Origin of the sequence: Corynebacterium singulare (assembly GCF_000833575.1) — a bacterium.
GTDB classification, from domain to species: domain Bacteria; phylum Actinomycetota; class Actinomycetes; order Mycobacteriales; family Mycobacteriaceae; genus Corynebacterium; species Corynebacterium singulare.
In genome coordinates this window covers 204,941-219,493 of record NZ_CP010827.1, presented here as the reverse complement: position 1 = coordinate 219,493, position 14,553 = coordinate 204,941, and the positions used below count along the sequence as shown (strand labels likewise).

The 14,553-nt window shown below is 59.5% G+C and carries 12 protein-coding genes and 1 tRNA gene; 5 read left to right on the top strand and 8 right to left on the bottom strand.

Annotation, left to right across the window (positions count from 1 at the left end):
- Positions 1 to 4: 4 nt before the first annotated feature.
- Positions 5 to 643 carry an endonuclease III gene (nth, locus tag CSING_RS01055; protein WP_042528950.1) on the bottom strand — a complete coding sequence of 213 codons (639 nt, stop codon included), beginning with the start codon at positions 641 to 643 and terminating at the stop codon, positions 5 to 7.
- Positions 644 to 946: 303 nt separating this feature from the next.
- Between nth and glxR the strand changes: the two genes are divergently transcribed.
- Complete coding sequence (gene glxR, locus CSING_RS01050) at positions 947 to 1,630, top strand: CRP-like cAMP-activated global transcriptional regulator GlxR (RefSeq protein ID WP_042528948.1); 684 nt, start codon at positions 947 to 949, stop codon at positions 1,628 to 1,630.
- A 97-nt stretch (positions 1,631 to 1,727) separates the two neighbouring features.
- Here glxR and CSING_RS01045 read toward each other — a convergent pair whose 3' ends face one another.
- The 4 genes from CSING_RS01045 to CSING_RS01035 are packed head-to-tail and all read right to left on the bottom strand — an operon-like array spanning position 1,728 to position 3,542.
- The gene (locus CSING_RS01045) at positions 1,728 to 2,540 is read right to left on the bottom strand and encodes an MBL fold metallo-hydrolase (protein ID WP_042528947.1); all 813 of its coding nucleotides are present in this window, start codon (positions 2,538 to 2,540) and stop codon (positions 1,728 to 1,730) included.
- 18 nt (positions 2,541 to 2,558) lie between these two features.
- Complete coding sequence (locus CSING_RS01040; RefSeq protein WP_042528944.1) at positions 2,559 to 3,017, bottom strand: RidA family protein; 459 nt, start codon at positions 3,015 to 3,017, stop codon at positions 2,559 to 2,561.
- Positions 3,018 to 3,179 (bottom strand): DUF4177 domain-containing protein, encoded by a 162-nt coding sequence (locus CSING_RS13480; protein ID WP_010189965.1) that lies wholly within the window; start codon positions 3,177 to 3,179, stop codon positions 3,018 to 3,020.
- 27 nt (positions 3,180 to 3,206) lie between these two features.
- Positions 3,207 to 3,542, bottom strand: coding sequence for a WhiB family transcriptional regulator (locus CSING_RS01035; protein ID WP_201773961.1), 336 nt, complete (start codon positions 3,540 to 3,542; stop codon positions 3,207 to 3,209).
- A 175-nt stretch (positions 3,543 to 3,717) separates the two neighbouring features.
- On the opposite strand from CSING_RS01035, the gene CSING_RS01030 reads away from it, so the two are divergent.
- Positions 3,718 to 6,153: a transglycosylase domain-containing protein gene (locus CSING_RS01030; RefSeq protein WP_042528943.1), complete on the top strand. Its 2,436-nt coding sequence runs from the start codon at positions 3,718 to 3,720 to the stop codon at positions 6,151 to 6,153.
- A gap of 9 nt (positions 6,154 to 6,162) precedes the next feature.
- Here the strand turns inward: CSING_RS01030 and CSING_RS01025 are convergent, their stop codons facing one another.
- A complete protein-coding gene (locus CSING_RS01025) occupies positions 6,163 to 6,627 on the bottom strand; it encodes a GatB/YqeY domain-containing protein (protein ID WP_042528941.1) in 465 nt (154 codons plus the stop codon).
- Between the two features lie 41 nt (positions 6,628 to 6,668).
- Between CSING_RS01025 and CSING_RS01020 the strand changes: the two genes are divergently transcribed.
- The 3 genes from CSING_RS01020 to CSING_RS01010 all read left to right on the top strand — a co-directional run bounded on the left by CSING_RS01020 (position 6,669) and on the right by CSING_RS01010 (position 8,536).
- A complete protein-coding gene (locus CSING_RS01020) occupies positions 6,669 to 7,574 on the top strand; it encodes a metallophosphoesterase (RefSeq protein ID WP_042528939.1) in 906 nt (301 codons plus the stop codon).
- A gap of 110 nt (positions 7,575 to 7,684) precedes the next feature.
- Positions 7,685 to 7,761: transfer RNA gene (locus tag CSING_RS01015), tRNA-Pro, on the top strand.
- A gap of 346 nt (positions 7,762 to 8,107) precedes the next feature.
- Positions 8,108 to 8,536 carry a hypothetical protein gene (locus CSING_RS01010; RefSeq protein ID WP_042528937.1) on the top strand — a complete coding sequence of 143 codons (429 nt, stop codon included), beginning with the start codon at positions 8,108 to 8,110 and terminating at the stop codon, positions 8,534 to 8,536.
- Between the two features lie 210 nt (positions 8,537 to 8,746).
- Here the strand turns inward: CSING_RS01010 and CSING_RS13700 are convergent, their stop codons facing one another.
- Entirely contained in the window at positions 8,747 to 11,194 is a 2,448-nt protein-coding gene (locus CSING_RS13700) for a VaFE repeat-containing surface-anchored protein (RefSeq protein WP_236683998.1), read from the bottom strand.
- 1,628 nt (positions 11,195 to 12,822) lie between these two features.
- A complete protein-coding gene (locus tag CSING_RS01000) occupies positions 12,823 to 14,331 on the bottom strand; it encodes a DUF5129 domain-containing protein (RefSeq protein ID WP_042528935.1) in 1,509 nt (502 codons plus the stop codon).
- Between the last annotated feature and the right edge of the window lie 222 nt (positions 14,332 to 14,553).

The window sequence follows — 14,553 nt, the reverse complement described above, 5'->3', positions numbered from 1 at the left end:
CATCCTAACTCCGTGACGGACACCACGAGGCCAGCACGCAGGCGCCGCAGCGGGGCTTGCGGGCCGTGCACACGCGGCGGCCATGGAGGATGAGTCGGTGTGAAAAGACTGTGTGTTCTTCTTCGGGCACGAGCTTGGCGACGTCCCTCTCAATCGCCCTCGGCGTCTTCGCCTCTGTCAGCCCGAGGCGCTGACTCAGACGTGTGACGTGGGTATCCACCGTGATGCCTGGCAAACCAAAGGCATTGCCGCGGACGACGAGTGCGGTTTTGCGCCCCACCCCGGGCAGGGAGGTGAGCTCCTCGATACCGCGGGGAACCTCACCGCCAAAGTCACCGACGAGCTTTTCGCCAATACCGATGAGGTGCCCGGCCTTCGCGCGCTGGAAACCGAGAGGCCGCAGGATCGCCTCGAGCTCCGCGCGGTCGGCGGCGGCATAGTCTGCCGCGGCGGGGTAGGTAGCGAAGAGCCGCGGGGTGACCTGGTTGACGCGTTCATCGGTACACTGTGCGGAGAGCACCGTGGCGACGAGCAGCTCGAGAGCGGTAGAGTAGTTCAGTTCGCAGTCTGCGTCCGGATATTCCGCAGCGAGGGCCGCACGAATGTGGCCGATGCGAGAATGGTCGCTGTCAAGGTCAGACATATGGCCGATTCTACTGAACGAGCAGGTAGAGTGAAACGCATGATTTCGCTTGTTTTGCTTGTCCCGCTGGGCTTGGCACTCTTCGCCATTCTGATGGAGAAGCTCGAGGCAACTGCCTTCGAGAGCTAATACCCATCACATCCCCTGTGACTATTTTTCAGACGGCTGGAAAAAGTGACAAATTGCACTGTATGATGTTGGGCAGTGCCTCGTGGCGCACTGGAGAGTAGGTGCGTCATCAACAAACTAAACCTGCTTGCGTTTGTCTCACCTACCCTACTGCGCAGGCTTTAAGGAGTAACAGTGGAAGGCGTACAGGACATCCTCTCCCGCGCTGGAATTTTCCAGGGCGTTGACCCGGTGGCAGTCCAGAACCTGATCGAGCAGATGGAGACTGTACGTTTCCCGCGCGGCACCACCATTTTTGATGAGGGTGAGCCGGGTGACCGCCTCTACATCATCACGTCGGGCAAGATTAAGCTCGCCCGCCACGCCCCGGATGGCCGCGAGAATCTTCTGACCGTGATGGGCCCGTCCGATATGTTCGGTGAGCTGTCCATCTTCGATCCGGGCCCGCGCACCTCGTCCGCTGTGTGCGTCACCGAAGTGACCGCTGCAACGATGAACTCTGACATGCTCAAGCAGTGGGTTGCTGACCACCCGGCCATCGCCCAACAGCTGCTGCGCGTGCTGGCTCGCCGCCTGCGCCGCACCAACGCTAACCTGGCAGACCTCATCTTCACCGATGTGCCGGGCCGCGTTGCGAAAACCTTGCTGCAGCTGGCTAACCGCTTCGGTGTGCAGGAGGGTGGCGCACTGCGCGTCAACCACGACCTCACCCAGGAAGAGATTGCGCAGCTCGTTGGTGCATCCCGCGAGACCGTCAACAAGGCCCTGGCTACCTTCGCGCACCGCGGCTGGATTCGCCTCGAAGGCAAGTCGGTACTCATCGTCGACACCGAGCACCTCGCCCGCCGCGCTCGCTAGGCGTCGCGTTTACTGCTGCACCGCCCCGGCCGCGCAGCAAGTCAGACGAAAAATCCCCCGAGGAAAACTCGGGGGATTGAGTCGTTTTCTTGAGCCCTTACTGCTGCGCCGCCAGGTACTTCAATGCGGTACGCGTGGACTGCTCAGCAGCATGGCGCAGGACCGGGTCGACGTCGTCGTACATCTCATCAACGAGCGTCTTGACGTCCACATCCTCACCCAGGCGGGAGCGGATCTCCTTGATCTGGTTGAGGCGGTAGTGGCGGCGGTCAATGTACTTGCGCGCAAACGCGGAGGTGTCCTCAAGGTCAGGGCCGTGGCCCGGGAAGAGCGGAACGTCCTTGCCGCGCTCTTCCAGAAGGTCCAGGGTCTTGAGGTAAGCGCCCAGGTCACCGTCGGTCTCAGAGAGAAGAACAGTGTGGCGGCCGGCGATGGTGTCACCGGTGAGGATGCCCTCCAGGGTGGAGTTCTTCGCCTCTGCGGACCACACGAAGAAACAGGTGGAATCAGCGGTGTGGCCGGGGGTGTGAACAACCTCCAGCTGGGGGGTGACGCCATCGATGTCGATAATTTCACCGTCGACAAGCGCGTCGGCGCCGTTGCAGTAGTTAGGGTCGAACGAGCGGATGGGGGCGCCAGTGAGCTGACGCAGGCGCTGGGCGCCCGACGCGTGATCATCGTGACGGTGAGTGAGGAGGATCAGCGCAACCTCGCCCGCCTTCGCGGTCACGACGTTGAGGTGGCCCTCATCTTCCGGGCCCGGATCAACGACGATGGCGCGGGAATCCTCCCCCGCTCGGATGATCCAGGTGTTAGTACCTTCCAGGGCGGTGTAGCTGGGATTATCACACAGCACGACACCGACGGACTGGCTCACGGGACGCAATTGGCTATATGCAGGATGCTCCATGCTTCTTACCCTATCCGATTACTCAGCGATTTCTACGATAACTTCGATCTCAACGGGGGAATCCTTCGGCAACACTGCCACCCCCACCGCCGAACGGGCATGCACGCCGGCCTCACCGAAGACGTCACCCAAGAAGTCCGAAGCGCCATTAATAACTGCGGCCTGCTCCGTGAAAGAAGGATCTGAGGCGACAAAGCCGACGACCTTCACCACGCGGCTGACCTTATCGAGGCCCACGAGGGAGTCGATAGCCGCGAGTGCATTGAGTGCCGCGGTGCGCGCCAGCTCTTGGGCGCGCTCCACCGACACCTCAGCCCCCACCTTTCCGGTAGCCGGCAGCTCACCGTCCACGACAGGCAGCTGACCCGAGGTCCATACTTGGCTGCCCACACGGGTAGCCGGAACATAGGACGCGAGCGGAGCTGCGACGGAAGGAAGTTCGACGCCGAGTTCCTCAAGGCGTTCCTGCACGCCCATTTAGGATTCCTCCAGCGGACGCTTGAAGTAGGCGACAACATTCTCCGGGTTCATGCCCGGGGTGATGGTGACGAGCTCCCAGCCGTCTTCACCCCAGGAATCCAGGATTTGCTTCGTCGCGTGAGTAAGGACTGGCGCAGTGGCATATTCCCATTTAGTCATGGGCTCCATGCTACTAAACTCCAGCGCTTAAATCCCGACGAGTTCGCCGCCTTCAGCAAGGTAGTGTGCCCAGCTGGTGATGTGCGGGTTCTTACGCAGCAGGGCGCGACGCTGACGCTCAGTCAGGCCACCCCACACGCCGAACTCAACGCGGTTATCAAGGGCATCGGCGCGGCACTCATTAAGCACAGGGCAGTGGCGGCAGATCACTGCAGCCTTGCGCTGCTCAGCACCACGCACGAACAGGGCATCGGGATCGCCATTGCGGCACTTAGCTTGGGTAACCCACTCACCACGCTCCGTGGTCGTCGAGGCATTCTTTACCATTGCGGACCGTCCTGCACCGTTCACATTGACTGTCATGGCTAGGTAACTCCTTCCAAGCTCCCATCCCGCCCCGCGAAAAGTGAATAACCCTCTACGCGGCGGAATATTATGTACTAACCGTAAGTCTATTCACAGACCGGTATCCCTGTCTAACAGGTCACACTTTAGGGGGGTCTCCCGGATTTGGCCTCAAGCAACTAGTGTGTGGAGGGTGACTGTCATCAAATCCCTGGGAAAGCTCGTCCTCTCCACTGCGCTGGTCGGCCTCCTCATCGCCCTAGCACTAGCCCCCATCGCGGGTGTCAGCGGCGTCGCCGTGGCCAAAACCAACGAGACGATGCAATCGGACATCCAGGATCTCACCTCCGGAGATACCCCCGGCGTGAGCACCATCCTCGACGCTAAGGGCAACACCATGGCGTATATCTTTGAACAACGCCGCCACCCAGTGAAGCCGGATGAGATTTCAGATGCCATGAAGCAGGCCGTCGTCGCCATTGAGGATCGCCGCTTTTATGAGCATGAAGGCGTCGATCTCCAGGGCAATTTCCGCGCGCTGTGGACTAACTTGGCGGCCGGCGGCGTCTCCCAAGGCGCGTCCACCATTGACCAGCAGTACGTGAAGAACTACCTCCTGCTCGTCAATGCCACCACCGATGAGGAGCGCCAGGCCGCCACCGAGCAGTCCGTACCGCGCAAGCTGCGCGAGATGCGCATGGCTACCGATATCGATGCGCAGCTCTCCAAGGATGAGATCCTCACGAATTACCTCAACCTCGTCCCCTTCGGTAACCACTCCTTTGGTGTTGAGGCTGCTGCCCGCACCTACTTCGGCACCAACGCCGCTCACCTCACCGTGCCGCAGGCAGCGATGCTCGCCGGCATGGTGCAATCATCTGAGTACCTCAACCCCTACACCAATGAGGAGGGCGTGCGGGAGCGCCGCAACGTGGTACTGCAGGCCATGGTGAACAACGGAACCCTGGCCCAAGAGGACGCCGATAATTTTGCCCAGCAGCCCCTGGGCGTGCTCGATAGCCCAGCCACCCTCCCCAATGGCTGCATCGGTGCGGGCGACCGCGGCTTCTTCTGCGATTATGCAGTGAGCTACCTCGCGGATAAGGGCATTGACCGCGAGCACCTCGCCCGCGGCGGCCTCACCATCAAAACAACGCTGGATCCGGATATCCAAGACCAGGCCCTCAACGCGGTGCGCAGTCACACAGCCCCGGATGCAGAGGGCGTGGCTGAAGTGATGAACGTCATCAAGCCCGGCGCCGATTCCCGCAAGGTCCTAGCCATGGTGTCTTCCCGCACCTACGGACTCGACTTGGACAACCACGAAACCCTACTCCCCCAGCCCAATTCACTGGTGGGTAACGGCGCGGGTTCCGTGTTCAAGCTCTTTACCGCCGCAGCAGCGTTGGAGTCCGGCTACGGAATTAAAGACCGCCTCGCCGTGCCCAACCGCTACGAGGCCGAGGGCCTTGGCTTCGGTGGTGCGGAGAACTGCCCGCCGAATAAGTACTGCGTGGAAAATGCGGGCAACTATGCCGCCACCATGACGCTGCAGGACACCCTGGCTTATTCCCCTAACACCCCATTCATTGAGCTCATTGAGCAGCTCGGCGTCGAGCAGGTAGTGGATATGGCCGTCAAGCTAGGCCTGCGCTCCTACGAGGACCCCGGCAGCTACGACGGTGACGCATCCATCGCTGATCACATCAAGAATGCCAACCTGGGTTCCTTTACTTTGGGCCCAACGGCCGTGAATGCGCTGGAGCTGTCTAACGTGGGCGCAACGGTGGCCTCGGAAGGCATGTGGTGCGAGCCGAACCCTATTGAGGAGGTCACGGATGCGCACGGCAATGAGGTGTACCTCAAGCACACGCCGTGTGAACGCGCGGTGGGCAAGGAAGTAGCCAAGGCGCTGGAGAACAACATGACGGCCGATACCCAGAAGGGCACAGCGTCGGCGTCGGCACGCGCAGCAGGGTTCACAGGCCAAGCGGCAGCCAAGACGGGAACGACTGAGTCCAACCAGTCCTCGGCCTTCTTGGGCTTTAACTCAGCCGTGGCGGCCGCACCGTATATCTATAACGACGGCACCACAACGACTCCGCTGTGCACCGGCCCTGTACGCCAGTGCCAGAACGGCAACCTCTTCGGTGGCAAGGAGCCGGCCTCGACGTTTTACACCATGGCGGCACGCCTCCCAGAGGCCGCCAACGGCACGGTTCCGGACTACGACCACGCCTACGATTCGGGTACGGTCTCGCCGCTTATCGACGGCCTGAAGGGCAAGTCCGAAAAGCAAGCCCGAGAGGCCCTGGAGAAGGCGGGCTATACCGTCAAGACCACGGAAGTCGCAGCACCTGGTGTGGGTTATGGCAAGGTGGTGCGCGTCATCACGGGCGCGTCCGGCACCAAGAAGGGTGCGGAGGTAACGCTGCAGCTTTCCGACGGCTCCTCCGCCCCAAGCAGTCCCAGCACCGGCACCGACACCGGCGCCGGCACCGACTACATCTACGCGCCGCCCGCCACCGGCGGTGGCGGCGACCAGCCTCCTTCCCAGCCGGAGCCATTGTTCAACCAGGAGGATGTGGACCGCCTCACCAACGACGTGAGGGACTTCTTCGGACTCTAACGCTGAGCGTTAGTTCAGGGCCGCCTTCACAGCACCCGACAGACGCTTGCCGTCGGCACGGCCAGCGGCCTTAGCGTTGGCCACCTTCATGACATTGCCCATCTGTTTGATGGTGACCGGCTCGCCAGATTCTTTCTCTACCTCGGCGATGGATTCGGCGACGAGGGCGTTCAGTGCGTCGTCGTCAAGCTGCTCAGGCTGGTAGGCCTCGAAGAAGGGGACGTCAACAAGCTCCGCCTCTGCCAACTCCGGGCGCCCGTTCGCCTCGTAGACCTCGGCGGACTCGCGGCGCTTCTTGATCTCACGGGCAATGACCTTGAGCACGTCCTCATCGGTGATCTCGTGGCGGGCACCGGTGGTCTCCTCCGCCTGGATGGCGGACAGGAGGGAACGGATCGCGGAGGTGCGGGCCTTGTCCTTAGCCTTCATCGAGGTCTTGAGGTCTGCGCGGATAGTTTCTTTCAACTCACTCATGCCCTTCAATCTACGCTAGCGAGCCAGGTAGGGTGGTGAGGGTGAAGATTTTTCCCATCCTTGGCGGACTCGCCGCCGCAGGCCTCGGCACTGCCGCGTGGGCGCACTCGGAACTCACCAAATTTGAGCTCAAGGAGTACACGCTGCCCCTATTGCCGCCCGGTACGCTGCGCGATGAGTCTGAATTCCGCCTCTTGCACGTGTCCGACCTCCACATGATTCCGGGCCAACGCGCCAAAATCGAGTGGGTTTCCAGCCTCGACCGCCTCGACCCGCATCTCGTGGTCAATACCGGCGATAATCTCTCCGATGAGGCCGGCGTTCCCGATGTCCTCCGCGCACTCGGCCCGCTGCTGAGCCGCCCGGGCCTGTTCTGCTTCGGCACCAACGATTACTGGGCGCCGCGCATCCCGAACCCATTCAACTACCTTGTGGGTAAGAAGAACACGCCGTCCTATGTAAACCTGCCGTGGAAGGGCATGCGCGCGGCCTTCCTTGAGCGCGGCTGGCATGATGCCAACCAAGCCCGCGTGGAATTCAAGGTCGGCGATGTCCGCCTGGCCGCCGCCGGTGTGGATGACCCGCACCACGACCTGGATGACTACGCTGAAATCGCCGGCGCCCCGAACGAGGACGCCGACTTGGCCTTAGCGCTGCTGCACTCCCCCGAGCCCCGCGTGCTGGAGAAGTTCGCCGCCGACGGCTACCAGCTCTCACTGTCCGGCCACACGCACGGCGGCCAGCTCTGCCTTCCGTTCAAGGTGGCAGGCTCGCGCTCCATCGTGACCAACTGCGGCATCGACCGCGCCCGCGCCCAAGGCCTGCACAAATTCGGCCCCATGTTCATGCACGTCTCCAACGGCCTGGGCACCTCCAAGTTCGTCCCCTTCCGCCTGTTCTGCCGTCCGTCCGCCACGCTGCTGCGCATTACCGAGAAGAACACCTAGCCCCCACACAGCAGCGCAAACCCCCGGTAATGAAAGCACCCCCACGCTGGCGTTTTGCCCTTTCGAACCGGGGTGCGTTAAAGTAATCCGGTACCGCTTAGAGCGGACACCGGGATATGGCGCAGCTTGGTAGCGCGCTTCGTTCGGGACGAAGAGGTCGCAGGTTCAAATCCTGTTATCCCGACCACTAAACCCGCAGGAAACTGCGGGTTTTCGTCGTTTTCACCTTCAAATCTCGGCGCTCACCCAAACCGGCCTAAACGACAAAATGTGTTGATTTGAAGCGTCCTGGGTTTAGTTCCGCTTCTTTTACGGCCCTGTGTTGATGGGCTGGGTGAGATAATACTCGGTGAGCTCGATACCGCGGGCTACTACGACCTCGACGAGATGAACAAGGTTGCTGAAGCCTACATGGCTGGCTTGAGCTCAGAGAAGCTACCTGGGGCCTCAGAAAGCTCCTAAGTCGCTGGCGCGCCGATAGAGCCTCTGCTGATAGGGACACCCGCGAGCGCGCCAAAGAGTTCAAGGCACACGTGCTGAAGTATCGCTATGCCTGGGAGTTCCTCTCACAGACCATTGCCTACGCCGACGCCGACGTTTCACGCCGCGCCATGCTGTGTAGCGTGTTGGCGCCGAATCTGCATATCACTGAGCTTGACGACGCCGAGAACTTCCTCACAGGCATCACCCTAGCGGGTGTGGCCATTGCACAACGGGCCGCAGAAGAAGACCAGAGCGTCACTGAAGGTAAAGCAGACCCACTAAACGTGCCTGAGTCCACGGTTCGAATTGGGGAGCCGCACTCACCACTGCGCACCGCATTCTTCGAATCCGTTGAAAAGGTCAACAACATCTTCTCCATGGCGGGCGTTGACGCCAACAGCGATGAAACCGCGCACATGATTGTCACTGCTTGGGGCACGTTGACTACCCTCCCGGAGGCGGTGCGTCTCGGCAAATAAAACAGCCGCGACCAGCTCAAGCGCTCCCGCAAGTTCCAGAAGGACGCTACTAAGGCGATCTTTAGCGGCGTCGAAAAGCGCACACAGTGCGACGCATTGCTCACCACCGGCTAGGCGCGAGCGTTTAACGAAAATACGAAGAAGCCCTCCAGTGTGCATACACATACTGGAGGGCTTCCTGCAGAACCTAGGTTCTGCTAGCGCTACAGGCTACTTAATGTAGCTCTGCATGCCCGGTTCAAGCTTGGTCGCACCAGACGGTACGTGCTTGATTTCGACACGCTCGGCGTTGGACGGCAGCGGCTGGCCAGCGTCCTCCGGCGCAGTAGCGTCCAGGGCATTCTTATCACGGTCACCGCGACCGGCGTCCTCGACAGACTCGTCCTTGACGTCGTTGTCACGGACGTTGTCCTCGGTCACGTCACCGTGGTCATTGCCACCCTCGTGGTCGCCATCGCTGACGTTATCGCCGCCATCGTGGCCGCCATCGAAACCGTCGGCGATGATCTTGACAAGTCCCAGACCCGGGATGAGCAGCAGCCACCACGGCAGGTCAGACTTCTTCGAGCTGCCATCTTCGTCACCCGGCTTGTCGCCCGGCTTATTCGGGGTCGTCTCCTCACCCGGGTTCTCCGGCTCGGTCGGCTCGGTCGGCTCGGTCGGCTCGGTCGGCTCGGTCGGCTCGGTCGACTCCGTCGGCTCCGTCGGCTCCGTCGGCTCCGTCGGCTCGGTCGGCTCCGTCGGCTCGGTCGGCTCCGTCGGCTCCGTCGGCTCCGTCGGCTCCGTCGGCTCCGTCGGCTCCGTCGGCTCCGTCGGCTCCGTCGGCTCCGTCGGCTCCGTCGGCTCCGTCGGCTCCGTCGGCTCCGTCGGCTCAGTCGGCTCGGTCGGCTCGGTCGGCTCCGTCGGGTTGGTCGGCTCCGTCGGGTTGGTCGGCTCCGTCGGCTCAGTCGGCTCGGTCGGCTCGGTCGGCTCCGTCGGGTTGGTCGGCTTCGTCGGCTCAGTCGGCTCCGTCGGCTCAGTCGGCTCCGTCGGCTCCGTCGGGTTAGTCGGCTCGGTCGGAGTCGTGGTCTCCTTATCCTTCGGAACCGTCTGATCCTTGTCGTTGATGTCCTCGTGAGTGGTGATCAGGTTACCGTCACCCTCCTCATTCGGAGCATCCTCGCCATCTTCATTGACCTGCTTAGAGAACAGCTTCTCGAAAGCAACCGCAGCCTCAACCGGCTCCGTCACCTTGTCAAAGACCGTAATCTCAACAACAACCTCGCCCTTAGAAGCCTCCGGAGTAAAGGTCCTCTCACCTTCACCCAGCACAGACTCACCGTCAGCCTTGGAAATCAACTCAGCCTTCAAGGTGTATTCCTTACCCGGGACCAAGCCCTCATAAGTCACCCTGTCATTGACCTGCGCACCAGCAACAACCTCAGTTGCGCCATTAGCAAAGTCAGCATTCGTCGAAATCTTCGGCTCACCAGACTCATTCTCCTTCGACGTCGTCGGCTGCTCCTTCGTCGTGGTCGGCGTCGGTTGCTCCTTCGTCGTGGTCGGCGTCGGTTGCTCCTTCGTCGTGGTCGGCGTCGGTTGCTCCTTCGTCGTGGTCGGCGTCGGTTGCTCCTTCGTCGTGGTCGGCGTCGGTTGCTCCTTCGTCGTGGTCGGCGTCGGCTGCTCCGGCGTCGGTTGCTCCTTCGTCGTGGTCGGCGTCGGCTGCTCCTTCGTTGTGGTCGGCGTCGACTGCTCCTTCGTCGTGGTCGGCGTCGGCTGCTCCTTCGTTGTGGTCGGCGTCGGCTGCTCCTTCGTCGTGGTCGTCTCCTCGCCCTTCGGAACAGTCTGATCCTTGTCACTGATGTCCTCATGAGTGGTGATCAAATTACCGTCACCCTCCTCATTCGGAGCATCCTCACCAAATTCATTGACCTGCTTAGAGAACAACTTCTCGAACGCAACAGCAGCCGCAACCGGCTCCTTCACATCCTCAGAAACAGTGATCTCAACCTCAGCCTGGCCATTAGCAGACTCAGGCTTAACAACAGCCTCGCCACTACCCAGAACAGACTTACCGTCCTTCTTGTTAATGAGCTCAGCCTTCAGGGTGTATTCCTTACCCGGAACCAAGTTGAAGTAATCAACAGTATCGATGACCTTGGCACCAGCAACAACCTCATGAGAACCCTCAGCAAACTCAGCCTTCGTCTTAATCGACGGCGTCAACGTCTTCTTAGAGGTAACAGTCTGAGCCTTATCCTCCAGATTCTTGTGCTCCGCAATCTTATTCGGAGTCTCAGCACCCGGAGTCTCATCACCATCAGCATTAACCTCCACAGAGGTCAACTCCTCAAACGCAACAGCAACATCAACCGGCTGCTCAGCATTCTTAACAGTGATATCAACCGTGGTGGAACCACTACCACTCTCAGCAGCAGTGAACTCAGCCTCACCAGTACCCAGCTCAGTCTCGCCATCCTTGGACATCAACGTCGCATCCAAGTGGTACTTCTTACCAGGCACCAGACCCTCATAGGTCACAGTGTCAGTAACAACCGCACCATTAACAACACGAACCGAACCCTCAGCAAACTCAGCCTTCGTCTTAATCGACGGCGTCTTAGTGGACGGGTTAGAACCGCTTCCACCGTTCTCGTCAGGTAGGCCCGGCTGATCCACTGGCATAATTGTTTGAGAATCTTTAGCGTCGTTTCCTTCAGGAGGAACAACGGTGATGTATGCGTCTCGAGGTTGCTCTGGGATCGACACCGATTTATCTCTTACGAGTTTCATCTGCTCAAGGTATCTACCTTCAAATCGATAACCCGTAAGTTTTGTGAATTCTTCGTAGCGTCCTGTATAGCCGCTAAAGTTCAAATTGTTGTGTGGATTATTGTACTTTGGATCTAGGCCCGTAATCGTACCGATAGCCTGTGACCTTGAGAGAGCGGCAGTGGCGGTAAAGCTTACTAGATAAACATAATAGTTAGCAGCCGCCTTTTTATCGCCTCGCGCAACCGCACTTTGCATCATCCGTGCGAGTCTGATCACTGGATCATGATACTCCGGACGAAGTTTGAGACGCTTAGCATTCGCTTTGTCATACTTGTTCGACGTGAAAAGGGGAGGTACAAAGCTTGTCTCAATACACCACGCCCAGCCAACATTATTTTCTTTATTGGGAGCATTGTCGGGATGTGGGTCGTTCTCGGGGTCCAGCAATTCGCCAGCCCAAACAAGCATACCCCAGCTAGGATCTTCTCCGAATGTACTTGTGGCACGCTTAGCGTCCTCATTACCCAATTTAGTATTGGGCACAAAATCGGTGGGTTCCGCAGCGCTGGCTCTTTCCGACGGCACGGCGAGCAAAGCCGCGATAACTGCAACTATTGCGAGAATCGCAGTTAAGAGCGCCCACCCCCTTCGGGGCAATCTTCTTGAAATACTCATTATTCCTCTTCACATTTGAAAGATATATTCCGGCTCAGTGGCGATCTCGCTGTTCAAGGCACGATTTCGTAGCTGAGCACACCGCAGCCAATCTCGACTTCAACGCTAAGCTATTGATTAGCCCTATAGTGCATACTGAACACTACCACCATTTAACTATCTGCACTTAATACGTTTTCCAGCGTATGTGTAGGAACAGGCTGCAGTGTTGCCATTGTGAACGGCAGCTGTCAGACGCACGTCAGCCGCTGCCAGAGCACTGTGAACTCTCTGGGAGTAGATTGTGATGTAAAGTTTCCGCCAGAATGTGCAAATATGCACGGGAGTGAGTTGGCGTCTCTTGAATTTCTGAGCGGTGCAGGCCGCCTAATAAAGCTCTGTATGTCTTGATAAAGCCTAGTAGCGCCATGTAGAAGGGCATTAATCCCAACGCGCTGAGCTCGAGGACGGCACTGCGTTTTCGGATTCACCATGCACCTGGTTTATAAGCTCAACACCAGAGATGTCGCTAAGCCTAGTCTTGTTGTGCGCCGAAACGCCCCAGTCTGACCCCCTTGTACCGGAGGGTGCGCCGTTGTCGTGAGTGTCGTGCGGCCATCAGGGCTTCCTACCATGATTTCTGCCACAGCTATCGTCGTGGTCAACACACACGTTTGCTTTTGGTGAAAACCACCATCGTTTTTCGCTCCCCATCATCCGCGTCAGCGGTAACAGCGTGGCCGCCGTGATTAGCGCTTCTTATGGGGACAGGATTCATGTTGAGTTTTCGGGTCTGCGCTTCCACTTTTTCAACTCTTGAGCGGGGGTTCGGGCTTCCGAATTGTGAGTCGCCCTTGCCGGCCTGGCCCTCTGCTTCCTTAGAAGCTGGAGGAGCCACCCGAACCGGAGAAGCCCGAGCTAAAGCTGCTGTTGACACCGCCGCCGCTGCTGCCAGAGTTAGAATCACGGGCGGCGACAGCATCGCTGTCCCAACTGCTCACAACGTAGAACGGCACGTAACCGTTGTAGCCGGAACCAGCGAAGAAATCCTTGTCATAAATGTGGGTGCGCTCAGGGCGCTCGTCGGCCTCATTGCGCTTCTGCAGCTGGCCCTGAAGGTGCTCCGACAGCAGTGCAGAACGGTCAAGGATCTCCAGGTAGCGCTCCATAAACTGCGGATGATCCGGTTGGTTGGACAATGCCACGGCGGCATCTTCCAGCTCCTTAGCGTGACGCGCGGCCCCAGAATCAATATCGGAAGCCACATACCCCGCCTGCGCCAGATCCTTGCCCAACTCATAGAGCTCATAGCGGCGGGCATCAACGTCGGCGTTCTCAACGCGGTATAGCTTCTCCAGATTGGCCTCGGCCGTTTCTACGCGCTCACACATGAGTCGTGCCTCCGCGATTTTCTCGGCGCGCGAACGAAACTGTTCATCCGGCGCATCGGCAGGGATAGACATGAAGGACCCGACGGAGCGATCAATAGCTAGGAAGTCATCGCGCAGCCCCTCCCAGTCCTCACGCATGCGCTCGTCTACCAAACCCGACTGCAGCGAATGCGCACGGATATCAATAGACTGCAAGCGCTGTGCAACATCGGTGTACGTCTGGGACACATAATCCCAATCCTCACGAGCCCGCATCGCCTTCTTTTGCTTGCTGCGGCGCACTCCGCCAACCGTGCCTGCAGCAACGGTTCCTAGCGCAAGTCCGCCCACACCGAGTCCCACGGCCCCGCCGACACGACTCTTCTTGGCGCTTTCAAACCGAGCATCGGCAGCACGCTCAGCATCAATTGCGGTGGACGCGCCTGCGAACAACCCGGCGGGGATATTGCCATCCCGCGCTCCCGGTTTGATGGCATCGATGGAGCGGCTCAAATGGCGGTCATCCTTACGCAAATCAAGCGCTTTGGCCACGTCCTCGCCCGAGAAAACGAAGGTTCGACGTGGGTTCAGCCCCACCCCGATGAACACCTGGCCGTCGGCGAACTTGTCCTTGCCAATGAGCTCTGGATGCTGGTCCCGCAGGTACTCCTCCACCGTGTCGTTGACGTTTTCATGATTCCTGGCGAAAACCACGTAGTGCAGGCCTTGAACCACATCTGGGGCGGCGATCCGGGAGGCATCGCGAAGCATGCGCTCTTCTTCCTCCGGAGTGAGCACGTCATGTGGATCCATGATGTCCGTCTGCACCGTCTGCTGGGCCGGCTGAATGACGTAGTCGGAGCGCTCAGGAGTGCCGACGGCTGCAAGGGTTGCCCCAGCGCCAAGCCCACCGAGAAGCAGACCACTAGCTAACGCCATCCCGACGATAGCGCCGACGGACGTCACCTTGGGGCCACGGCTAGCAGCAAACGGCTTGATATCACGGTCCGAAGTCACAATAGTTCTCCAATCCTAGAGCGGGATATCGTCGATTTTACCCCCGAAAACGGGAAACGACGCGGTGCCCCTACAGCAGCCGCGTCGCCCCTATTCCCTATCACTCACAACGGATTGGAGAAACCGTTTGCCTACCCCCTAAGTAGGCTTTGTGAGCGACTTTAACTCTAGCACTATTTCCCCTCGTTGCGATACCTAACTTCGGAAAATCGTAGTATCTTT